This window comes from Halomonas sediminis, assembly GCF_044871105.1.
In the GTDB taxonomy this organism is placed as follows: Bacteria; Pseudomonadota; Gammaproteobacteria; order Pseudomonadales; family Halomonadaceae; genus Vreelandella; species Vreelandella zhuhanensis.
In genome coordinates, this window is sequence record NZ_CP085246.1 from 914,054 (window position 1) to 935,842 (window position 21,789).

The 21,789-nt window shown below is 56.5% G+C and carries 18 protein-coding genes and 7 tRNA genes; 17 read left to right on the forward strand and 8 right to left on the reverse strand.

Features of this window, described 5'->3' with window-relative positions; genetic code table 11:
• Positions 1-30 precede the first annotated feature (30 nt).
• Together LG290_RS04385 and LG290_RS04390 are read left to right on the forward strand one after the other, a co-directional pair.
• Positions 31-4,857: an NAD-glutamate dehydrogenase gene (locus LG290_RS04385; RefSeq protein ID WP_499836397.1), complete on the forward strand. Its 4,827-nt coding sequence runs from the start codon at positions 31-33 to the stop codon at positions 4,855-4,857.
• A gap of 135 nt (positions 4,858-4,992) precedes the next feature.
• Positions 4,993-6,021 carry a quinone-dependent dihydroorotate dehydrogenase gene (locus tag LG290_RS04390; RefSeq protein ID WP_499836398.1) on the forward strand — a complete coding sequence of 343 codons (1,029 nt, stop codon included), beginning with the start codon at positions 4,993-4,995 and terminating at the stop codon, positions 6,019-6,021.
• 89 nt (positions 6,022-6,110) lie between these two features.
• On the opposite strand, the gene rmf is transcribed toward LG290_RS04390, so the two are convergent.
• The gene (rmf, locus tag LG290_RS04395) at positions 6,111-6,317 is read right to left on the reverse strand and encodes a ribosome modulation factor (RefSeq protein WP_114487113.1); all 207 of its coding nucleotides are present in this window, start codon (positions 6,315-6,317) and stop codon (positions 6,111-6,113) included.
• Between the two features lie 331 nt (positions 6,318-6,648).
• Between rmf and rlmKL the strand changes: the two genes are divergently transcribed.
• Both rlmKL and LG290_RS04405 read left to right on the forward strand, forming a co-directional pair.
• Positions 6,649-8,925, forward strand: a complete 2,277-nt coding sequence (gene rlmKL, locus LG290_RS04400; protein ID WP_499836399.1) for a bifunctional 23S rRNA (guanine(2069)-N(7))-methyltransferase RlmK/23S rRNA (guanine(2445)-N(2))-methyltransferase RlmL — start codon at positions 6,649-6,651, stop codon at positions 8,923-8,925.
• Positions 8,922-9,257, forward strand: coding sequence for a glutaredoxin family protein (locus tag LG290_RS04405; RefSeq protein ID WP_499836400.1), 336 nt, complete (start codon positions 8,922-8,924; stop codon positions 9,255-9,257). Before rlmKL ends, LG290_RS04405 begins: the two co-directional genes overlap by 4 nt.
• Here LG290_RS04405 and LG290_RS04410 read toward each other — a convergent pair whose 3' ends face one another.
• Positions 9,258-9,539: a hypothetical protein gene (locus LG290_RS04410; protein ID WP_160419720.1), complete on the reverse strand. Its 282-nt coding sequence runs from the start codon at positions 9,537-9,539 to the stop codon at positions 9,258-9,260.
• Positions 9,540-9,651: 112 nt separating this feature from the next.
• Between LG290_RS04410 and pdxB the strand changes: the two genes are divergently transcribed.
• A complete protein-coding gene (gene pdxB, locus LG290_RS04415) occupies positions 9,652-10,827 on the forward strand; it encodes a 4-phosphoerythronate dehydrogenase PdxB (protein ID WP_499836401.1) in 1,176 nt (391 codons plus the stop codon).
• Positions 10,828-10,886: 59 nt separating this feature from the next.
• Here the strand turns inward: pdxB and htpX are convergent, their stop codons facing one another.
• The 4 genes from htpX to msrB form a co-directional block, all read right to left on the reverse strand.
• Entirely contained in the window at positions 10,887-11,789 is a 903-nt protein-coding gene (gene htpX / locus LG290_RS04420; RefSeq protein ID WP_160419718.1) for a protease HtpX, read from the reverse strand.
• A gap of 98 nt (positions 11,790-11,887) precedes the next feature.
• Positions 11,888-13,135: a pyridoxal phosphate-dependent aminotransferase gene (locus LG290_RS04425; RefSeq protein WP_499836402.1), complete on the reverse strand. Its 1,248-nt coding sequence runs from the start codon at positions 13,133-13,135 to the stop codon at positions 11,888-11,890.
• A gap of 66 nt (positions 13,136-13,201) precedes the next feature.
• Positions 13,202-14,155 (reverse strand): ribosome biogenesis GTPase YlqF, encoded by a 954-nt coding sequence (gene ylqF, locus LG290_RS04430; RefSeq protein ID WP_499836403.1) that lies wholly within the window; start codon positions 14,153-14,155, stop codon positions 13,202-13,204.
• 78 nt (positions 14,156-14,233) lie between these two features.
• Complete coding sequence (gene msrB, locus LG290_RS04435) at positions 14,234-14,632, reverse strand: peptide-methionine (R)-S-oxide reductase MsrB (protein ID WP_499836404.1); 399 nt, start codon at positions 14,630-14,632, stop codon at positions 14,234-14,236.
• Between the two features lie 158 nt (positions 14,633-14,790).
• On the opposite strand from msrB, the gene LG290_RS04440 reads away from it, so the two are divergent.
• The 12 genes from LG290_RS04440 (at position 14,791) to LG290_RS04495 (ending at position 19,424) form a co-directional block, all read left to right on the forward strand.
• Positions 14,791-14,866: transfer RNA gene (locus LG290_RS04440), tRNA-Glu, on the forward strand.
• Positions 14,867-14,891: 25 nt separating this feature from the next.
• Positions 14,892-14,966: transfer RNA gene (locus LG290_RS04445), tRNA-Gly, on the forward strand.
• Positions 14,967-14,970: 4 nt separating this feature from the next.
• Positions 14,971-15,046 (forward strand) — tRNA-Glu (locus LG290_RS04450).
• 39 nt (positions 15,047-15,085) lie between these two features.
• Positions 15,086-15,160, forward strand: a tRNA-Gly gene (locus LG290_RS04455).
• 16 nt (positions 15,161-15,176) lie between these two features.
• A tRNA-Glu gene (locus LG290_RS04460) sits at positions 15,177-15,252 on the forward strand.
• Positions 15,253-15,297: 45 nt separating this feature from the next.
• Positions 15,298-15,372 (forward strand) — tRNA-Gly (locus LG290_RS04465).
• 194 nt (positions 15,373-15,566) lie between these two features.
• Positions 15,567-16,508: an ABC transporter ATP-binding protein gene (locus LG290_RS04470; RefSeq protein ID WP_160419840.1), complete on the forward strand. Its 942-nt coding sequence runs from the start codon at positions 15,567-15,569 to the stop codon at positions 16,506-16,508.
• Positions 16,505-17,278: an ABC transporter permease gene (locus LG290_RS04475; RefSeq protein ID WP_160419839.1), complete on the forward strand. Its 774-nt coding sequence runs from the start codon at positions 16,505-16,507 to the stop codon at positions 17,276-17,278. Before LG290_RS04470 ends, LG290_RS04475 begins: the two co-directional genes overlap by 4 nt.
• 2 nt (positions 17,279-17,280) lie before the next feature.
• Positions 17,281-18,117, forward strand: a complete 837-nt coding sequence (gene queF / locus LG290_RS04480; RefSeq protein WP_499836405.1) for an NADPH-dependent 7-cyano-7-deazaguanine reductase QueF — start codon at positions 17,281-17,283, stop codon at positions 18,115-18,117.
• Between the two features lie 42 nt (positions 18,118-18,159).
• Entirely contained in the window at positions 18,160-18,720 is a 561-nt protein-coding gene (locus tag LG290_RS04485) for a nitroreductase family protein (RefSeq protein ID WP_499836406.1), read from the forward strand.
• 2 nt (positions 18,721-18,722) lie between these two features.
• Positions 18,723-19,244, forward strand: a complete 522-nt coding sequence (locus LG290_RS04490) for a YiiD C-terminal domain-containing protein (RefSeq protein ID WP_499836407.1) — start codon at positions 18,723-18,725, stop codon at positions 19,242-19,244.
• A gap of 92 nt (positions 19,245-19,336) precedes the next feature.
• A tRNA-Ser gene (locus LG290_RS04495) sits at positions 19,337-19,424 on the forward strand.
• A gap of 342 nt (positions 19,425-19,766) precedes the next feature.
• Here the strand turns inward: LG290_RS04495 and LG290_RS04500 are convergent.
• Together LG290_RS04500 and LG290_RS04505 are read right to left on the reverse strand one after the other, a co-directional pair.
• Complete coding sequence (locus LG290_RS04500; RefSeq protein WP_499836408.1) at positions 19,767-19,889, reverse strand: hypothetical protein; 123 nt, start codon at positions 19,887-19,889, stop codon at positions 19,767-19,769.
• A 284-nt stretch (positions 19,890-20,173) separates the two neighbouring features.
• Positions 20,174-21,007 (reverse strand): HNH endonuclease, encoded by an 834-nt coding sequence (locus LG290_RS04505; protein WP_499836409.1) that lies wholly within the window; start codon positions 21,005-21,007, stop codon positions 20,174-20,176.
• Positions 21,008-21,789: the final 782 nt, after the last annotated feature.

Sequence of the window (21,789 nt, forward strand, 5' to 3'; positions counted from 1 at the left end):
AATTACTGGCCCAGGCAGTCGAGGTGATGGATGCATTACGTTGCAATCGAAGAAAGCCGGCAAGATATACTCAAGCAGTTGCGTGAACGTCTGCAAAGCCGCCTGGATGCCCCTCGCGCTGCTGCGATTGAGGCGTTTGCCCGTCATTTCTATGCCACCGTACCGGTCGAAGACCTTATTGATCGCCGTCTGGATGACCTCTATGGCGCGACCCTTTCGGTCTGGCAGTTTTTACAACGGCATGACCCGGAAAAGCCCAAGGTTCGCGTCTTCAATCCTGATTTCGAAGAGCATGGCTGGCAATCCACGCATACCTTCGTGGCAGTATTGCATGAGGACATGCCGTTTCTAGTCGACTCGGTACGTATTGAGCTTAATCGCCATGGCTTGACGGTACATGCCATTCAGAATGCGGTATTGGCGGTGGAGCGTGATAGCCAATACCAGTTGCAAGCTTTGGCCTCGCCACGTGATGAGAATGCCCCGCCGATGCGGGAATCCCTGATTGTGATCGAAGTCGACCGCCATACCGATCCTTCCGCGCTGCATGATATCGAAGTTCAGCTACACAAGGTTCTGCGAGATGTGCGCACGGCCGTGCGCGACTACGACGCCATGTGTGAGCGTATCAGGGCGGCAATTCAGGAAACTGAAAGGGTCTGCCCTCCGCAAGTCGATCCGGATGACCATGAAGAAGCGATTGCCTTTCTTGAGTGGCTACTCAAGGATAATTTCACCCTGTTGGGGTACGACGAATATGTGCTTGAGCAAGGTGAGCTAAAGCGCGATGAGTCGAGTGTGCTGGGGGTGTTCCGATTGAACCAGCCGCGTTACCGCGAGCGCATTCGGACCTCTGAAGGAATCGATGATACTCACGGCTATGTCGTGGTGCCGCAGCTACTCTCGTTTGCCAAAAGTGCTCATCATTCCCGGATACATCGCCCGACATATCCCGATTACATCACCGTCGACCGCTATGATGAACAAGGCAACGTGCTTGGCGAGCGGCGCTTTTTCGGCTTGTTCACCGCCACGGTATATAACGAATCGCCCCGCAATATTCCGCTACTCAGGCGCAAGCTCAAGGCGGTGATGGACATTGCCGGTTTCAACCCGCAGGGGCATAACGGCAAGCAGCTTTTGCAGGTATTGGAAGTCTTTCCTCGTGACGATCTTTTCCATATCGATACCGAGTCGCTGGCCAGCACCGCCTTGGGGATTCTCAATATCCGTGAGCGACGGCAGGTGCGGTTGTTCATTCGCGCCGATCTTAGCGGTAAGTTCTATTCCTGCCTGGTGTTCGTGCCGCGTGATGTGTTTTCCACCGACTTGCGCCAACGCTTGCAAAATATGCTGTGTGAAGAACTGGATGCCAGTTTTGGCGACTTCAACACCTACCTCTCCGAATCGATATTGGCACGCATTCAGCTGGTATTGCGCTTCAATGGCGAAACGCCCAAAGATTTCGATCTCAAACGCCTGGAAGCCAAGGTGGCGCAGCTGGCGCGCAGCTGGCGAGATGAACTGCATGCCGCGATGGTCGAGGGGTTCGGCGAAGAACAAGCTAACCATTTGATGGATGATTTTCGCGATGCGTTTTCCGCAAGCTATCGCGATGATTACGGTGCGCGTACCGCAGTGTTTGATATGCAGCACCTAGTGGAGCTGGATGGCGGCGAAGACCTGTCCTTGTCGTTATATCGGCCACTGGAAGAGCAAGGCGGTGGGGTCAATCTCAAACTGTTTCATAAGCAGACCCCGATCCCGCTTTCCGATGTGTTGCCGATGATGGAAAACCTGGGCTTGAGAGTGGTGGGTGAGCGGCCCTATGAAATCGATGCAACCCATATGCGTTACTGGATTCATGATTTTGAACTCGAGCACAGCCGTAGCGTGAGCGTGAGCTTGAGTGAAATGCGTGATTCCTTCGTCGAGGCCTTCCGGCATATCTGGTCGGGAACAGCCGAAAATGACGCCTACAATCGCTTGATCATCGGCGCTAATCTGGGATGGCGAGAAGTCGCCATGCTGCGTGGTTACGCACGTTATCTGAAGCAGGTTCGTTTCGGTATGTCCCAGGACTACATTGCCGCCACGCTGGCCAATCACCCCGATATTACTCGCAACCTGGTAGAGCTGTTTCGCCTGCGTTTTGATCCATCTCAGCAAGAAGCGAATACCGAGGTTTGCCTGGCACGTCTGCATGAACAGCTTGATAGCGTAGCGAGCTTGAACGACGACCAACTGATTCGTCGCTTTATAGAATTGATAATGGCTACGCTGCGTACCAATTACTATCAATTGACCAAGAGCGGTGAACCCAAGGATTACATCGCCTACAAGCTGGAGCCCTCCAAAGTCACCGGGATGCCCAAGCCGCGCCCGATGTATGAAATCTTCATGTGTTCGCCCCGGGTCGAAGGCTTGCATCTGCGTGGCGGCAAGGTGGCACGCGGTGGGTTGCGTTGGTCGGATCGCCATGAGGATTACCGTACCGAGGTGCTGGGTCTGGTCAAGGCGCAGCAAGTCAAGAATGCGGTGATCGTGCCGGTGGGCGCCAAGGGTGGATTTATATGCAAACGCATGCCGGAAAACCCTGACCGCGATACGTTGCAACGCGAAGGGATCATCTGCTACAAGACCTTCATTCGGGCACTGCTGGACGTAACCGATAACCTGGTGGGCGGTGAAGTGGTGCCGCCGCCGAGCGTGGTGCGTCATGATGAAGCCGATGCCTACCTGGTGGTGGCCGCCGACAAGGGCACGGCGACTTTTTCCGATATTGCCAATGAAATCTCGCTGGAGTACGGCCACTGGCTGGGGGATGCCTTCGCCTCGGGGGGCGCCAATGGTTACGACCACAAGAAAATGGGGATTACCGCTCGTGGTGCCTGGGAGTCGGTCAAACGTCATTTCCGCAGCCTGAATATCGATACTCAGCAAGAGCCCTTCACGGTGGTGGGCATCGGTGACATGGGCGGTGACGTCTTCGGTAACGGCATGCTGCTCTCCGACAAGATTCACCTGGTGGGGGCGTTCAACCACCTGCATATCTTTGTCGACCCCACCCCGGATGAGCAAACCAGCTTTGCGGAACGTAAGCGCCTGTTCGACATGCCGCGCTCCAGTTGGGATGATTACAGCCGTGAACTGATTTCCGAAGGCGGCGGTATCTTCAGTCGCAGCGCCAAATCCATCGCGATTACCAAGCCGATGCAAAGTGCTTTGGGCATTACGCAAACCCACCTTTCTCCCAATGAATTGATTCGTGCCATGCTCAAATCCTCGGTGGATTTGATCTGGAACGGCGGTATCGGTACCTACGTCAAAAGTAGCGAGGAAAGCGATGCCGATGTGGGCGACAAGACCAATGACGCCTTGCGCATTAACGGCATCGATCTCAATTGTCGAGTGGTCGGCGAAGGCGGCAATCTGGGCCTAACTCAGCGTGGGCGCATGGAAGCCGCTGAGCGAGGCGTGCTGCTGTATACCGATTTCATCGATAATGCAGGTGGGGTCAACTGCTCCGACCATGAGGTCAATATCAAGATATTGATCGATGAAGTGGTCAAGCGCGGTGACATGACCGAGAAGCAGCGCAATCAGCTCCTGGCGGACATGACCGAAGAAGTCGCTGACTTGGTCATCAGGGATAATTATCGCCAGACTCAAGCGCTGGATTTATCGGCTCTGCTATCGCGTCAAAGCATCGGGCCTTTCCGGCGTTTCATCAGCGAGCTGGAAGCCACGGGTCAAATTGACCGTGAACTGGAATTTCTGCCTACCGATGAAGTGATCAAGGAGCGTGCCGGAAGCGGCCAGGGAATGACATTGCCGGAATTGTCGGTATTGATCTCCTATGCCAAGAGCACCCTGAAAGGCGACTTGATTGCCTCGGAAGTGCCGGATGATCCGATCATTACCCGCTACCTGGAACGCATTTTCCCCAAGGTGCTGGTCGAGCGCTTCAAGCCCGAGATGTACGATCACCGCCTCCGGCGTGAAATTGTGGCGACCCAGGTAGCCAATGACCTGGTTGACCACATGGGCATCGTGTTCACTCGTCGCTTGATGGATTCCACGGGGGCGGGGCGCGCCGATATCGCCCGTGCTTATATCGTGGCCCGCGACAGTTTCAATTTATCCGAGCTTTGGCAGCAGATTGAAGCCTTGGACAATCAGGTCGAAAGCCAGGTGCAGTATTCCATGATGCTGGATGTGATGCGGATGTTGCGCCGCGCGACGCGCTGGTTCCTGCGTCAACATCTGGGTCTTGCAACTCGGGAGGCCATCGAATACTTTGGCCCGCGTCTGGGGCAATTGCAGGAAGATATCGGTGAGCTACTGCGTGGCGAAGAACAGGCGCGTTGGGAGCAGCGCCGTGACCAGCTGCTCGAGGCCGGTGCCCCGGCTACCTTGGCTGCCTCGGTGGCGGCTGCGCCGAGCCTCTATGCCGGGCTGGGTATTATTCAGACGGCACGCCAGACCAACGAAAAACCTCAGCGAGTGGCGGAGGTGTTCTACGAAATCGGCAGTCGCCTGGAACTGCCGTGGATGATTCAGCAGGTCACCGAGCTGGATGTGCGTGACAGCTGGCAGGCGCAAGCGCGAGAAACGTTCCGCGACGATATCGATCGTCAACAGCTGGCGCTTACCAGTAGCGTGCTCAAGCTAGAGGCCGGAAATCGCGACACTCAGGAGAGGGTGGCGCAATGGCTGGAGCTTCATGCTCACTTGCATCAGCGTTGGTGCCGCCTGATCGAAGAGGTGCGCAGCGGTCATGAGGGTGGTTTTGCCTTGTTTGCCGTCGCGGTACGCGAGCTGGTGGACCTGGCCGAGAGCGATAGCGAAAGCTAGCACTGCCGCAATGGCCGGATGTTCCCGGCAACCTCAACCCCGTGCTCGTTACCGAGCGCGGGGTTCGTCGTTATGCGGCTTTACGCTATACTCGCCGCGCATCGTTATTTGTCGCCCGCCTGCTTTGGAGCATCTATGTACGCATTGGCCCGTTCGCTGTTGTTTCGCTTGGATCCGGAAACCGCTCATGACACGACCCTGAGTGCCTTGGATCGGTTACATCGGCTGCGGTTGGTGCAGCGCCTGGCAGGCAAGACAATCGCAGCCCCGGTCACCTTGATGGGACTTACCTTTCCCAACCGGGTAGGTCTGGCGGCGGGGCTCGACAAGAATGCCGACCATCTGGATGCACTCGGCGCCTTGGGGTTCGGTTTCGTCGAAGTAGGCACCGTGACCCCCAAGGCGCAGGCAGGCAATCCCAAGCCGCGCATGTTTCGTCTGCCCGAGCAGGGTGCCATCATCAACCGGATGGGCTTCAATAACGCCGGCGTGGCGCATCTGGTCGCCCAGGTGAAAAAGCACCGTTATACCGGCGTGGTAGGTATCAATATCGGCAAAAACCTGACCACACCGGTGGAAAGTGCCTTGGATGATTACTTGGTGTGCTTGAACCAGGTACATGAGGTGGCGGGTTACATCACCGTGAACATTTCATCCCCCAATACCCCTGGGTTGCGCACTCTGCAGTTTGGTGAGCAACTCAATGCGCTGTTGGAGCCACTGCGTGAACAAGCCACCCGGCTGGATCAGCAAAGCGGGCGGCGCGTGCCGCTGCTTATCAAGATCGCCCCGGACATGACGCCGGAAGAAGTCGAGCTGGTGTCTCAAAGTATTCGTGACAATGCCCTGGACGGCGTGATTGCCACCAATACCACGGTGTCACGCGAGGCAGTACTTGGCCTGGAACATGCCCAAGAGCAGGGCGGGCTATCCGGGCGGCCGGTGCTCGAGGCATCCAATACCGTCATTCGTGAACTGAGACGCCACCTGCCGACACTTCCGATCATCGGGGTGGGCGGGATCGATAACAAGGAAGCAGCGTTAGCCAAACGCGAGGCCGGTGCGGATCTGGTGCAACTGTATTCGGGGTTGATTTATCGTGGCCCCAAACTTGTTCAGGAGTGCGCCAAGGCATTGGCCGAGAAAGACAAGGAGGAGGCTTAATAGCATCAAAAAGCCCGCGAAAACGCGGGCTAGGTGCACAACTCAACCAGGCATGGAGCCAATTAAAAGATGAAAGGTGGCTGAGTCGGTTACATGACCATGGGGTTTTTATGGATGCCGGAAACGCCGGTCATTCCATCCCATTGGTCTCCCCGACCTTCACGCCAACCGCTCATCCAGTATTCGCGAAGATTGACCTCTTGACTGGGACAATCATCGCGGGAACGACCGGTAAGCCCTGCCTTATAACCGTGAACATAAGCACGCTGGAAGCGATCACGTTTTTGTCGTTTCATTGGCTAACCTCTTATCATGAAAGCCGTTTTTTTAAAAATAAAAGCCTGTTTCGACGTGCTGGATTTTTGAAGCACTGCCTCTACTGCTGCTTTTATTTCAAGAGCTATCTTTCAAGAGAAGGTACCTATACTAGCGGAAATGACCGGCTATGAAGTACCCATTTTGGCCAGCGGTAACCATACCGTTACCGTGACAAGGAACGCATGCGTTTTGTGTAGCTACCCTGTTATTGTTAGCTCATTATGGTCCCCTTTGTCGACCCCCAAATTGTCATAAGACGTAAACTTAATCGTTATAAATAGGAATAGGCGCCGAGCCGCCACACATACCATGACCGAGCCGACCCACGAATCCCCTCTGAATCTGCTGGCGAGCTGCCCCAAAGGCATCGAACTTCTCCTGGCCGATGAACTCACCGACCTAGGTGCCACACCTGGAAAGACCACCGTCGCCGGCGTTTATTTTACCGCTAGCCTGGAAACGGCTTACCGCATCTGCCTGTGGTCCCGGTTAGCCAATCGCATCATCCTGTGTCTGGTGCGCGAATCGATGGTGGAGTCCCCGGAACAGCTACGCATGGCAACTGCGGCCTTGAACTGGGCGCAGCATGTGGTGCCGGGCCGCACCCTTGCAGTGGATTTTCACGGACGCAGCGACCAGATTCGCCATACCCGTTTCGGCGCCCAGACCGTCAAGGACGGCGTGGTGGATGCCCTGCAGCTGGCTGGCCAGCCACGTCCCGATATCGACCTGAAAATGCCCGACCTACGTCTCTACGCCAACCTGCATCGCGCCAACCTGACCCTGGGTATAGATATTTCCGGGGAAAGCCTGCACCGGCGTGGCTATCGCCGTGAGGTGGGCCATGCGCCGCTGAAGGAGAACCTTGCCGCCGCCTTGCTGGTAAGAGCTGGCTGGCCCAAGCGGGCCGAAGCAGGCGAAGCCCTGCTTGATCCACTGTGCGGTGCCGGCACCCTGGTGATCGAGGCAGCAATGATGGCGGCGGATGTCGCCCCCAACCTGGCGCGTCAACGTTTCGGTTTCCACGGTTGGGCCGGGCATCAGGAAAATGTCTGGATAGACGTCAAGAAACAGGCCGAAGAGCGTGCCAGCCTTGGGCGCAAGCGCTGCAAGTCTCCACTGTTCGGATTCGATCAGAGCCCGACGGCACTTTCAGCCGCCAATGCCAATGCCATGCGCGCAGGCATTCCTGCCTTGATCCAGTTTGAAGGGGCAAGCCTGACGCAACTGCAGCGTCCCGCGTCCCTGGAAGACACTGACCGGGGACTGGTGATTACCAACCCGCCCTATGGTGAACGCTTGGGTGAATTGCCCGAGCTGGTCACGCTTTATGCAAAGCTGGGTGAGCGCGTCAAGGCAGAATTTCCCGGCTGGACGCTTGCCCTATTCACCGGCAACCCTGACCTGGGGCATCGCCTCGGCTTGCGTGCCCATAAGCAGTACGCGCTAAAGAACGGGCCTTTGGATGCCAAGCTGCTGCTCATGAATATTCCCGATACCTCTGAGCAGGCCGTGCAAACGTCGCCAAAAAGCATGCCGCAAAGCGTCAGTGAAAACCTGAGCGAGGGGATGAAAGAAGCGGTCCAAGAAACAGCGGAAGGCACCCAAGACGAGGCAGGGGAGAGTGCTGCAGAGCCAGGCGAAGGCGCCCAGATGTTTGCCAATCGCCTGCGCAAGAACCAGAAGCGGCTGAAGAAATGGCTCAAGCAAAGCGGTGAGACGTGCTATCGCCTGTACGACGCCGACATGCCTGAGTACGCTTTGGCGATTGACTGCTATCTCGACCGTGTTCATGTGCAGGAATACGCGCCGCCGCGTTCGATCAATCCCGCCCAAGCGCAAAAGCGCCTCTACGACGCCCTGGAAGTATTGCCTGAAGCCTTGGGGGTGGATGCCGGCAAGATTTATGTCAAGCAGCGCGAGCGTCAGACCGGGAAGGCTCAGTATCAAAAGCGCGGCGCCAGTGGCGAGCGTTTTGAAGTGCGCGAGGGCGATGCCCGGCTATGGGTGAACTTGCGCGATTATCTGGATACCGGTCTGTTTCTCGATCACCGTCCGGTGCGTCGCATGCTGAAAGAAATGGCCGACGGCAAGCGGTTTCTCAACCTTTTCTGCTACACCGCCACTGCCACGGTGCAGGCCGCACTGGGGGGTGCCAGCGACAGCGTCAGTGTGGACATGTCCAATACCTATCTGGACTGGGCACGGGACAACTTTGCCCTGAATGACCTGGACCCTGCCCAGCATCGCCTGGTGCGAGAGGACTGCTTTCACTGGCTGGAAACCGCTTCTACCCAATTCGACCTGATCTTCTTGGACCCGCCGACATTTTCCAATTCCAAGAAGATGCAGGAAACCCTGGATATCCAGCGCGATCACCCGCGCTTGCTGGACTTGGCCATGGCCCGTTTGGCTCCCGGCGGTACCTTGGTGTTTTCCAACAACCAGCGCCGTTTCAAACTGCATGGGGCGGTGGCCGAGCGTTACCAGGTGGAGGATATATCGGCGAAAAGTTTCGATCCTGATTTCCAGCGCCGCACCAACCTGCACCATGTGTTCCTGCTGCGTCATCGGGAGGGGGCGTGATTCATCTTCGCCTTTACACCACCCTGGGCTGTCATCTGTGCGAACAGCTGGAAGCCCTGGTTCATACCCTGGCCAACGACGCGGTCGTGCTGTCGCATGTCGAAATCAGCGACGACGCGGCCTTGATGGAGCGCTACGGCATGCGTATTCCTGTGGTGATGGATGAGGCGGGAAAAGAGCTGGACCGAGGGTTCGAGCTGGAACGTCTGAGCGAATGGTTGAAGGTACGCGGCTGGCTGGATGAAGTAGCGCTGGCAAAGTTTACCGGCCCGGCCCCGGCCCCTTCGCCCAAAGCGGCTTATCAGCGCCATGGGCGGCGGTTTCTGGGCTAGCTAGAGCATGTCCAGCAGCGATAGCTGGCGCATGGCCGCGACGCCCTCGGGACTCTCGTCATCCACATCCAGTACCTTGCAAAAGCCACGCGAGGCCTGGATGGTGGTTTCGTCTTCCAGCCACATCCTGGCTTGGCCGTGATGCTCGGCCAGTTGATGTTTCAGCCCGCCGTACTGGGTGCCGATCTGGCCCCAGGCACGGCTGAATATCCAGTCCCCGAACATATCCTGATGGATATGCACCAGTACATAGTCGTGGTCGGTTTCCCAGCGTACGATCACAAAATATCTCCGGGCAGGGGTAGGTGAAAAGCGCGCCTATTGTAAAGCTGACCAGGCCCAAAGCCTATTCACATCCGCCTATTTACGGCTAAGAAACTACAAGGAGTCGTCCGTGAAAATCGTTGTCGATGCCAATGTTCCGGCGGCTGAACGCTGTTTTGGATTTTTTGGGGAGATGCTGCGTTTGCCGGGGCGTGAGATAACCCCGGCGGATGTGCGCGATGCAGATGCGTTGATCGTGCGCTCGGTTACTCCGGTGAATGCCGCTCTGGTGGCGAACAGTACGCTCAGCTTCGTGGGAACCTGCACCATCGGCACCGATCATATCGATCTCGACGCTCTCAAGGCGCGGGATATCGCCTTTGCCAGTGCCCCAGGGTGCAATGCCGAGGCGGTAGTGGATTACGTGATTTCGAGCCTTTTGACCTTGGCCGAGCGGGGAGGCTGGCAGTTGGGAGAGCGCTGTGTCGGCATCGTCGGGGTGGGTAATGTGGGTAGCCGTCTACGCTCGCGCCTTCAAGCCATGGGCGTGGCGACGCTCGCCTGTGACCCGCCACGGGCGGAGAAGGAAGGCGAAGACGGTTATGACAGCTTGGCTACCTTGCTCAAGCGTTGCGATGTGATTTGCCTGCATACGCCACTGGTACCAGACGGCCGGCATGCGACCCATCATCTACTGGGCGCCCAGGAGCTCGACAGGCTGGCGCCGGGAAGCATCGTGCTCAATGCCGGGCGTGGCGATTGTATCGATGGGCTGGCGCTTCGCCAATGCCTGGTGGGCAGGGGCATGGCAGGTAGAGGTTTGGTAGGCAGGGACAGTATCAGTGCGGTGCTGGATGTATGGGAGCATGAACCCGGCATTGATGCCGGGTTGCGTGACCTGGCAGCGCTGGCCACGCCGCATATCGCCGGTTACAGCCTGGATGGCAAGCTGCGCGGCAGCTGGATGATTCACGCAGCGCTTGCCGCCAAGACCGGCCGCACACCGTTGAGCCTGGACGCTCTGCTGCCGCCACCGGCGCTCGCCGAGCTCAGCCTGGCGCAGGCATTGGACGCCGAAGACGCGCTCCGGCTGTGTGTCCGTGCGGTATATGACGTGCGCAGAGACCATGACCGCCTGTTGTGTCAGATGCATGAGGAAGGGATGACACTGGGTTTTGATCGCTGCCGGGTGGACTATCCGCTACGCCGTGAATTCTCCACCTTGAAGGTGAATCTCAAGGGTGAAGCCCTGAGTCTGGCGCCACTGCTGCGAGCAGTGGGATTTCAAGTCAACCAACAAACATAAAGCCCATAAGCAGGCTTTATCCTCAGGAAATGGCTGGCAAGCAACGTGGCTGTTACCGCTTATTGACGATAGGCGGCTTCTTTCAAGGCACGAATGCGGTCGTCCAGCGGCGGGTGGCTGGCAAAAAGGCGCTCCATGATCTTGCGGGTCTGGCCGGTGGTGATGGCGAAGGCAGTCAGGGTGTCCGGCATCTCGTCGGGCATCTGGGTTTCCGCTTTCAGGCGTGCCAGAGCGTTGACCATGGCGCCGGTGCCGGCCAGGCGTGCCCCCGCGGAATCGGCACGGTATTCGCGAAAGCGCGAGAACCAGGCGACGATGATCGAGGCAATCAGGCCAAAGACGATTTCCGCCACGATAACCACCACGAAATAGCCGATAAATCCCAAGCCTCCGCCTTCGCTGCGGCTACGCAGGAAGTTGTCTACCAGATGAGCGACCACCCGGGCGAAGAACATCACGAAGGTGTTGAGCACGCCCTGAATCAGCGCCAAGGTCACCATGTCGCCGTTGGCCACGTGGCCGATCTCGTGAGCCAGCACCGCGCGTACTTCGTCCGGGCGCATGCGGTTGAGCAGACCGGCAGACACTGCCACCAAGGCGTCATCCTTGTTCCAGCCGGTAGCAAAGGCGTTAGATTGCTGGGCCGGAAATATTCCCACTTCCGGGGTCTTGATGCCTGCCTCGCGGGCCAGTTCGGCCACGGTGTCCACCAGCCACTTTTCAGTGGAATTAGAGGGTGTCTCGATGACGACCGTGCCGGTGCTGCGTTTGGCCATCCACTTGGAGATGAACAGCGAGATCATCGAACCCGCCATGCCGAAGATAAAGCAGAAAATCAGCAGACTGGTAAAGTTGATGCCCTGCCCACGCAGATAGCTCTCCACCCCGAGCAGGCGCAGGGTAATGCTGGCGATGATGATAACCGCCAGGTTGGTTCCCAGAAAAAGCAGGATTCTCATCATGGTGCACATTCTCCGTGGGACATGTAGGAAGCCGTGTCTAAACGATGGCTTAGATGCGGCGGCCGCGCTCGAGTTTCAAGCTCGGGCATGACGTTAACTCATTGCCGATAACGTGACAGGAAGTTGGCGAAGCGATCCAGGGCGTCTCCCAGTTGCTCGGCCCAGGGTAGGGTCACGATGCGCACATGATCCGGCTCCGGCCAGTTGAAGGCGCTGCCCTGTACCAGCAGAATTTTCTCTTGCAGCAACAGATCCAATACCAGTTGTTGGTCGTCCTGAATATTGAAGACCTTGGGATCAAGCCGCGGGAAGGCATATAGCGCTCCCTGAGGTTTGACGCAGGACACCCCGGGAATTGCATTGAGCTTTTCGAAGGTAATGTCGCGTTGGGCAAGCAGGCGCCCGCCGGGCAGAATCAGGTCGTTGATCGACTGGTAACCACCGAGTGCCGTTTGGATGGCGTGCTGTGCCGGTACGTTGGCACACAGGCGCATCGAGGCCAGCATTGTCAGCCCCTGGATATAATCGGCGGCACGTTTTTTGGCAATATCGCCGGAAATGATCATCCAGCCCGAGCGAAACCCGGCGCAGCGATAGCTTTTCGACAAGCCGTTCATGGTAATGACCAGTTGGTCATCATCGGCCAGGGCGCCAGTCGAGATGTGCTCCACGCCGTCATACAGAATCTTGTCGTAGATCTCGTCGGAAAACACCACCAGATTGTGCTCGCGGGCGATGTCCAGCAGTTCACGCACCACGGCTGGAGGGTAAACCGCGCCGGTGGGGTTGTTGGGATTGATCAATACAATCGCACGGGTATGGCTGGTCACCTTGGCGCGAATATCGGCCATGTCCGGTGCCCAACCCGCCTGTTCATCGCAAAGGTAATGCACGGCATGCCCGCCGGAAAGATTCGCCGCAGCGGTCCATAAAGGGTAATCCGGGGCGGGAATCAGTACTTCATCGCCGTCGTTGAGCAGAGCCTGCATTGCCATCACGATCAGCTCGGATACGCCGTTGCCGATATAGATATCTTCCACGCCGACGCCGGGGATTTCCTTGCGCTGGCATTCCTGCATGATCGCCTTGCGTGCCGAGTAGAGTCCTTTCGAATCACAGTAACCCTGGGCGGTGGCCAGGTTGCGCATGACATCTTGCAGGATTTCTTCTGGTGCTTCGAAGCCGAACGGCGCGGGATTGCCGATGTTGAGCTTGAGAATGCGCTGACCTTCCTCTTCTAGGCGTTTGGCATGATCCAGCACCGGGCCGCGGATGTCGTAGCAGACATTGGCGAGTTTATCGGACTTCCGAAGCTTTTGTGATTCGAGGGGTTGCGGGGTATCCATGTAGCGTATCCAAAGGGGTCCAGGGGCGGCCCGACAAGGCGGGCCGACACAACGTAGCGCAACGTATTATGCGATGGGAGGCTCGGCATTGTCTTGCTCGGGAGGCGCAGGCTCCGGAATATCCTGTGGCGTTTCCAGCGTCAAGCGCCCGAGCTTGCCGTCACGCAATTCATGCAGCAAGACTTCTGCGCCTCGGTGCAAGTCGACTTCACCGCCAGGGCGCAGGCCAGCACGCCGAGCGGCAATCTCCTTGAGAATGGCGTAGCCATCGAAACCTGCCAGCGCCAGGAAATCCGGCTTTTGCGGGCCGTCTGCGTCCACGTCATGGGGTTGTTCGACGGGAGCATAGGGTGCGAGTGCCTTGAGCTTGAAGCGGGCCTTGAGCGCTTCCGGATAGCGCTTGGCTAGTTCTGCGCTGGTGACGATAGCCACATCGGTGTATTCGATTGCGGTATCGCGGATGGCGCCACTGGCGGCCAGGCGATAGGCGCTGGCTTGATCCTCGATTTTCGGCCACAACACGCCGGGAGTATCGATCAATGCCACGCGTCCATCGATACGCACCTTTTGCTGGCGCTTGGTCACCGCAGGCTCGTTGCCGGTCTTGGCGATCTTTCTGCCGGCCAGACCGTTGATCAAGGTGGATTTACCCACGTTAGGAATGCCCATCACCATGACGCGCACGTCACGGTCGGCGCGAATATGTCCGGCAAGCTCATGGCAAAGCTTGGGAATCTGCTTGAGTTCGCGCAGGTTGGTGGTGGTGACCGCCAAGGCGCGCGTGGCGTCCTGGGCATCGAAATAATCGACCCATTCCTGGGTGCGTATCGGGTCGGCCAGATCCGCCCGCGACAGTATCTTCAGCACGGGTTTATGCCGGGTCAACACCGCAAGCATGGGGTTGGCACTGGAGTAGGGAAGACGAGCATCGAGTACTTCAATCACCACGTCGATTTCCGGCAGCGCCTCCTTTATCTGGCGGCGGGCCTTGTTCATATGTCCCGGGAACCAACCGAGCATGGCATTCTCCTGCAAGCACAAAAAAGCGGGCTGCCATTCTAGCAGATGGCGCCCGCTATGCTTATGAGATATGCCTGGTCATTCGCCGGGATGAAATTCAAGCGCCACATCATTGATGCAATAGCGCAGGCCGGTGGTTTCCGGCGGCCCATCGGGAAACACATGCCCCAGATGGGCGTCACAATGCGAACAGAGCACTTCGGTGCGCTGCATGCCATGGCTGGCGTCGGTATGTTCTTCCACGCTGCGACTGCCCAAAGGACGGTCGAAACTGGGCCAGCCGCAACCGGCATCGAACTTGTGTTCGTTTTCAAACAGCGGCGCATGACAGCATACGCAATGATAGATGCCGATTTCGTCGCTGACGTGATGATTGCCGCTGAAGGGTGGTTCGGTGCCTTTTTCACGGGTGACGCGATATGCCTCCGGCGTTAATTGCTCACGCCACTGTTCAGGGGTTTTTTTGATCTTGGTCATGTATTTCTCCTTCGTGCATTAAGGCGCATGACAGCGGGGCGGTATAGGCCTGAGAATTAGCATGCGTGATCCTGGATCGCTTCGCCAGTGTGGCGTAGTGCTTGACAGTCAATCAAGCGCTGAGTACTATACGCGCCACCTCGACGAGGCAGAAAAGTGTCCCATTCGTCTAGTGGTCCAGGACACCGCCCTTTCACGGCGGTAACAGGGGTTCGAACCCCCTATGGGACGCCACTTGCATCGCCAAGGTAACCGGAATGCGGGAATAGCTCAGTGGTAGAGCATCGCCTTGCCAAGGCGAGGGTCGGGAGTTCGAATCTCCTTTCCCGCTCCAATGCGTCCCATTCGTCTAGTGGTCCAGGACACCGCCCTTTCACGGCGGTAACAGGGGTTCGAACCCCCTATGGGACGCCACTCCGGCTACGAGAAACTGCAATACCCAGTAGAAACAGCGCGGGAATAGCTCAGTGGTAGAGCATCGCCTTGCCAAGGCGAGGGTCGGGAGTTCGAATCTCCTTTCCCGCTCCAGTTTCTTCTTGATTATGTCCCATTCGTCTAGTGGCCTAGGACACCGCCCTTTCACGGCGGTAACAGGGGTTCGAACCCCCTATGGGACGCCATCTCGTCTTTGCAAGTACCCTTTGTAAGTACAAGCAGTTCGCGTTGCGGGAATAGCTCAGTGGTAGAGCATCGCCTTGCCAAGGCGAGGGTCGGGAGTTCGAATCTCCTTTCCCGCTCCAGGCGCCAGATATAACGTTTGTTCTTCTGCAGTATCCAATCATTTTCCCTGCTTTTTTCTCTTGCTGACCCCCTGGTTAGCGGGACATTTCGCGTATTTACGATTCGAGTAACATGGCGGGCATGGCTTGAAAATGGCTGTTATGCCCCGATATTCAGGATTCCGACTGATAATTTTTGCTGACAGGACATGTTCATGGCCGAACCGGCACTGTCCATCCGTGGGCTAACCAAAGTCTACGGTAATGGATTTCACGCGCTCAAAGGTATTGACCTGGATGTCGAGCAGGGCGATTTCTTTGCGCTACTGGGCCCCAATGGCGCGGGTAAATCGACCACGCTGGGAGTGGTTTGCTCACTGGTGCAGAAAACCGCCGGCCGTGTGACGATCTTCGGTATCGATATCGACAAGGACTTTGCCAAGGCCAAATACCATCTTGGCGTGGTGCCGCAGGAATTCAATTTCAACCAATTCGAGAAGGTCGAAGACATCGTGCACGCTCAGGCCGGCTACTACGGCATGTCACGTGCCGAAGCCTTGCCGCGTGCCGAGCAGTTGCTCAAGGATTTGAGCCTGTGGGACAAGCGCCACGGCAGCGCCCGGATGCTTTCCGGTGGCATGAAGCGACGTTTGATGATTGCTCGCGCCCTGATGCACCGCCCCAAGCTGTTGATTCTGGACGAGCCGACTGCCGGAGTAGATATCGAACTACGCCGCAGCATGTGGGAGTACATGCGTCGTATCAACCGCGAGGAAGGCACCACCATCATTCTCACCACGCACTATCTGGAAGAAGCCGAAAGCCTGTGTCGCAATGTGGCGATCATCAATAACGGCGATATCATCCGTAACACCGGGGTGCGCGAGCTATTGGCGGAGCTGAATACCGAAACCTTCCTGATGGATCTGGCCCACCCCATTGAGAAGCTACCTGAGGTAAAAGGCTACGAGATACACCAAGTGGAGCCCACGCAATTGGCCGTCGTGATCGATCGTGGGCAGCGCTTGAATGATGTGTTCAAGGTGCTCAGTGAAGAGGGAATACAGGTAATTTCAATGCGTAACCGCAGTAACCGCCTTGAGGAGATGTTTGTGTCGATGGTCAAAGGCGGTCAGAACACGGAGGTGCGCTCATGAATGCCCGTCAGACACTGATCGCCCTGTGGACGCTGGTGCTCAAGGAGATCAAGCGTTTTACCCGAATCTGGCCGCAAACGCTGCTTCCACCTTCCATCACCATGACCATGTACTTCATTATCTTCGGCAACCTGATCGGTTCGCGCATTGGTGAGATGGATGGCTTCAGCTACATGGATTTCATCGTTCCGGGCTTGATCATGATGGCGGTGATCACCAACAGCTATTCCAATGTGGCCTCGTCGTTCTTTTCCAACAAGTTTCAGCGCTCGATCGAAGAAATGATGGTTTCACCGATGCCTAACTGGACCATTTTGATGGGGTTCGTGTTGGGTGGTATGTCGCGAGGATTGGGGGTGGGGCTGATCGTTACCCTGGTCTCGCTGTTTTTCACCCGATTGAGTGTCGAGCATGCCTGGCTGACCGTGCTGGTAGTGGTGCTGACTTCCGCGCTATTTTCGATCGGTGGGTTCATTAATGCGTTGTTGGCTGATAAGTTCGATGATATTTCCATCGTGCCGACCTTTATCTTGACGCCACTGACGTACCTGGGCGGGGTTTTCTACTCGATCTCCATGCTGCCGGATTTCTGGCAGGGCGTGTCGATGCTCAACCCCATCCTCTACATGGTCAACGTCTTCCGTTATGGCTTCCTGGGGGTCTCGGATATCCCCGTGGGCTGGGCGCTGACTGCTATCTTTGCTTTCATTACGGTGCTGTTCGGCGTGGCCCTGTGGATGTTGGAGCGCGGCAAAGGCATCAGGAGTTGAACATGACACATGAGCGTCCCGATACACTGACGAATGCTCCTTTAGGCCGTGATACCGCCTACCCGGAGCGTTATAATCCCGCCTTGCTGTACCCCATTGCGCGCGCTGCCAATCGCGCGCCATTGGGTATCGAAGAGGGCGCCTTGCCTTTCGTGGGCGAGGATGAATGGCACGCCTTCGAGATGTCCTGGCTCAATGCTCGCGGCAAACCGCTGGTGGCGGTGGCGCGCTTCCGGTTACCGGCCGACTCGCCCAATCTGATCGAGTCCAAATCCTGGAAACTCTACCTGAACAGCTTCAACCAGACTTGTTTCGAAAACAGTAATGCGGTCATCAAGATGTTGGAGCAGGATCTTGGCGTGGCTGCTCGCGCTCCGGTGAGGGTAGAGTTAGTCGATGTGGACGACGAGACGCTGACGCCGCGCCCACTGCCGGGGGAGTGTCTGGATGGACTGGATATCGCGGTCAGCGACTACACGCCCAGCGCAGAGCACTTGCAGGTAGGCGACACCATCGTCGAAGAAACGCTTTATTCGCACCTGCTCAAGTCCAACTGCCCGGTAACCGGCCAGCCCGACTGGGGGAGTGTGTTGATCCGCTATCGCGGCCCCAAACTCGAACGCGAAGGGTTGCTGCGTTATATCATCGGTTACCGTCAGCATCAAGATTTCCATGAGCACTGTGTCGAGCATATCTTCTGTGACCTGATGGCTCGAGCGAAGCCTGAGCGGCTTCTGGTAGTGGCGCGTTACGTACGCCGTGGCGGACTGGATATCAGCCCGTGGCGGGGAACGCCCGGCGAACGGCCGCCCGAACCGCTACGCCTGGCGAGACAATAAATCAAAAGTCACACCGCGATCACCTTTTAAGCTGGAGGCAAGATGGATGCGATAACGCTGTTGCATGAGCGCAGTTCGATGGGCAAGTTGAGAGCACCGGCGCCATCGCCTGAGCAGCTGGAGGCCATCTATCGCGCCGCGTTACGCGCCCCCGACCACAAGGAACTACGGCCTTGGCGGTTCATAGAGTTCAGCGGCGAAGGGCTAGAGCGTCTGGGTGAGCTATTTGCCGAAGCCGAATTTCACGAAGACCCGCATGCCAGCGACTCTCTCTTGAACTCGGCGCGCAAAAAACCGCTACGTGCTCCCATGGTGATCGCGGTCATCGCCAAGGTGACGCCGGATATTCCCAAGGTGCCCAAGATTGAGCAGGTGATTTCCGCTGGCTGTGCCGCACACGGCATTCTGCTGGCCACGCATGCATTGGGCCTGGGCGCCATGTGGCGCAGTGGCAAGTACGCCTTCGACCCCACGGTGCGCAAGGGCCTGGGGCTGGACGAAGACGACGAGGTGGTAGGCTTTATTTATCTGGGCACGCTCGGGGGGCGGCACAAGCCAATACCCACCCATCAGATCAGTGACTTTGTCGAACGTTGGGATTAAGCATGACAGTGACTAGCCGCCAACCCGGCATTCCTCACCCACGCTTGGCGCTGCCTAGCACTCAAGCCCCGGAAGACCTGAAGGCCTTCCAGCGCTGGCTGAGTGAGGCGATTCCCATGGTCTCGCAGCTGGGTATTCAAGCTATGTATCAACAAGACAATGGGCTTGAATGGCAGCTGGCGTTGGCACCGAATCTCAACGACAAGGGCACGGGTTTCGGCGGCGCATTAACCGCCCAGGCGACCTTGCTTGGCTGGTGCTGGGTCACGCTATGGCTGCGCCAACAGGGCCTGTCTCGGGATGTGGTGGTCGCTGAAGCCTCGCAGCGCTTCCTGGCGCCGGTGACCCAGGATTATCGTCTGCGCTGCCAGCCAAGCGAGGTTGACGGGCCACAGCAGCTCCAAAAGCAGTTGCGTGAACGGGAGAAAGGACGCATTCAACTCACCCAGCAGCTCTACTGCGGCGAAACCCTTTGCCTGGAAGCGTCCGGCAATTATGCCGTCCTGCCTCAACCCCCGGCATAAGCCAGAAAAGGCTTGTCATTTCGTAGCTTAGTCGTTAGGATATGCGCCGTTCCGTTGAGAAAGCCAAGTGCTCAAAAGCGGAGCGAAAATGCGGAGGGGTGTCCGAGTGGTCGAAGGAGCACGCCTGGAAAGTGTGTAAGCCGCAAGGCTTCGAGGGTTCGAATCCCTCCCCCTCCGCCAAGAATTCTAATTAAGTCGCTGATTTCAGCGGCTTTTTTTATGTCTGTATGTTTTTGACCCACACGCTGACCCACACTTTTGCATTGGCTTTCACTGAAACGCACAGGATGCTGTTGGACAGTTTTTCCTACAGCACCGGGTTGGCCAAAGCAAATAAGCTAAACAGCTGTGCCTGGTTGGCTAGTTCCCTGTAGCGGTCCTTCGCAACAATCGAAGAGGGTTATTGTCTTTCCTGACCCGCTTCATCTCCGGTGCTTGGCCGGAAGGTGCTACCACCATGATGATGCCCTTTACAAATGAGCAGCATGCTCGGTTGATCTCCTTGACGTTAAGGGCATGCTTTTACAGTATATGGTGAAGGTGAAGCAGCGTGGCCGTACTCTCGATGGCCAAGTCGATACCGATAAAGTTACGCATGGACTGGCTCTCATAGATGGCATCTTCCAACACTTCATCGGCATGCACCTATTACTGCGAAAGGAAGTAAATCCACAACATCTGTTGCAGCCTTATGGTGGCTGCATCGAGTCGGGCAGTGAGGGCGACAGCGCCTCGGTTCGGCTTTGCCATGGCGAGAAAGTACCCAAATGTGCCAGGAGCCCTTCCTGGCGTGTAACCTTGCTCTGGAGCCCAGCCTGGGCGAACAAGACCAGCTTCATCGGAGTTCTGTCAGATGGTAATAGGAAAGCCGCATTTCAGCTCCCGCAGTATTTATGCAGCGTTACGCTGAGTAAATTAAAATAACTCGTTCATTCATGCTGTTTTCTGCGAGCAGCCGTTTTTAATGCTTGGCGATCATTGCCAAGATCTAATATGTGCATTTTTTGGTGGCAATTTGGACAAAGCGCAACAGTATTCTCTATGGTGTCTTCGCCGCCCTTCGCAAGCCATTCGACGTGATGACACTCAAGGTAGGGCCCTTTCTTTGTTTTGAAGGGCGCGGGTTGCTGGCATAGCTGGCAGATTCCCTTTGCGCGTCGCTTGGCATACTCAGCTACGAAAGGAGACCGGCTATGCTGTGTCGTCAGTGTCGGGCGAGATCCTGCAATTGCCGGGGCGTCTTTGGCCCGCTGCAGCAGCTCAGTGTCGGATAGTTTAGCAGCCTGTCTCTCCTTTTTTTCATAGGCTTCCTTGGCCGCTTTTCCATGCATTATTGGCTGATTGGAATCCTTGAGTTTCAGCGGAAACAGCCATACAAAACGTTCGTTACCTTCCTTGTCTGGCTGTGCTGCCTGGTAAGGCGGAGCAACCCGGACGACCTCGCCGACATAGGTGTATTCTTTTCGCTTGAAAACCTCGAAAAGATGTACCGAGACACCGTTAGTAGGATTCTCGTTCAGAGTTTTATTTTGGGCAGAATCGAGTGACATGTTGCCTGTTTGGCCCATGCCAGTGTAGTGGATCACGTTTTCTTCCCACCGATCCTCATAAATTGACTCGATATGATTTGTCACAATGACCAGGGTGTTAGTTCTTTTTGCTCTTCGCATTCCACCCTGCGGGCTGCAACCGAAAATCTCGCAGAGTTGATCATTATTGAGTACGTCACCTGGTGAGAGTGTGCTTATACTTTCCAGCGACATGGATCACTTCCTTAGCAATGGGTATGTGTCTGCAGATGTGAGTGCATAACTCAGCATCCCTTGGATGGGGGTTCCAGGCCACTCAGTTGTGGATTGTGAGCACTGGATCGCCTTTATTGAGGATTATCACAACGCCGACCAGCTTGATGGCGCCATCATTACACAGGTAGATGAGTTCCGCGGATATCTGTCCTGCAGCACAAAAAGTGAAGGCTTTTCATGGATCTTTCACTCAATGTATTGCTGAATGGTTTCACTGGGCTTTTGCTTGTCGCCAGGAAACTCTCATCGCCCCTTGAGACTCTGGCCCGTCCAGGGTCAACGAGAACCAGGCCAGCGGTTTGCTATGCAAATAAGCTATATCAACGTACAGTCAGCGATTCACCCCAGTGGGTAGACCTGCCCGATGTTTGACTGACGCAGCGCAGATGTTATGCGGTGCCCGAAAGCGGGGCATTCGAATATGACGCAGCCCATGGCTATTGATGGCATATCGGGCGCTACCGCACCCTTATGCCTGAATTGCTAGTCTGTCAGACGTGACAACTGCTGCCGGTTGGCCACCAACCAGGCCGATCAGAATCATTCCTCTTTCAGGCCTTCCCAAACAGATCCGTAGGCGCTGCAAGATAAAAATGCTAGTCTAACTAAATATTAGTATTTAGGTATATATTGCATAGACATAGAATCATAGATAGCGGTGCATTTCACATAAGCTACGGACAAGCATGATGTCCGCTTTCGACCAACAATGTCTTTTAGTTTGTTCCGATCCTTGGCTT

Bases quoted from the DNA above. Each gene is read 5' to 3' on its own strand.
- LG290_RS04385 (WP_499836397.1), top strand. From the start codon at position 31: ATGCATTACGTTGCAATCGAAGAAAGCCGGCAAGATATACTCAAGCAG.
- LG290_RS04390 (WP_499836398.1), top strand. From the start codon at position 4,993: ATGTACGCATTGGCCCGTTCGCTGTTGTTTCGCTTGGATCCGGAAACC.
- rmf (WP_114487113.1), bottom strand. From the start codon at position 6,317: ATGAAACGACAAAAACGTGATCGCTTCCAGCGTGCTTATGTTCACGGT.
- rlmKL (WP_499836399.1), top strand. From the start codon at position 6,649: ATGACCGAGCCGACCCACGAATCCCCTCTGAATCTGCTGGCGAGCTGC.
- htpX (WP_160419718.1), bottom strand. From the start codon at position 11,789: ATGATGAGAATCCTGCTTTTTCTGGGAACCAACCTGGCGGTTATCATC.
- LG290_RS04425 (WP_499836402.1), bottom strand. From the start codon at position 13,135: ATGGATACCCCGCAACCCCTCGAATCACAAAAGCTTCGGAAGTCCGAT.
- ylqF (WP_499836403.1), bottom strand. From the start codon at position 14,155: ATGCTCGGTTGGTTCCCGGGACATATGAACAAGGCCCGCCGCCAGATA.
- msrB (WP_499836404.1), bottom strand. From the start codon at position 14,632: ATGACCAAGATCAAAAAAACCCCTGAACAGTGGCGTGAGCAATTAACG.
- LG290_RS04470 (WP_160419840.1), top strand. From the start codon at position 15,567: ATGGCCGAACCGGCACTGTCCATCCGTGGGCTAACCAAAGTCTACGGT.
- LG290_RS04475 (WP_160419839.1), top strand. From the start codon at position 16,505: ATGAATGCCCGTCAGACACTGATCGCCCTGTGGACGCTGGTGCTCAAG.
- queF (WP_499836405.1), top strand. From the start codon at position 17,281: ATGACACATGAGCGTCCCGATACACTGACGAATGCTCCTTTAGGCCGT.
- LG290_RS04485 (WP_499836406.1), top strand. From the start codon at position 18,160: ATGGATGCGATAACGCTGTTGCATGAGCGCAGTTCGATGGGCAAGTTG.
- LG290_RS04490 (WP_499836407.1), top strand. From the start codon at position 18,723: ATGACAGTGACTAGCCGCCAACCCGGCATTCCTCACCCACGCTTGGCG.
- LG290_RS04505 (WP_499836409.1), bottom strand. From the start codon at position 21,007: ATGTCGCTGGAAAGTATAAGCACACTCTCACCAGGTGACGTACTCAAT.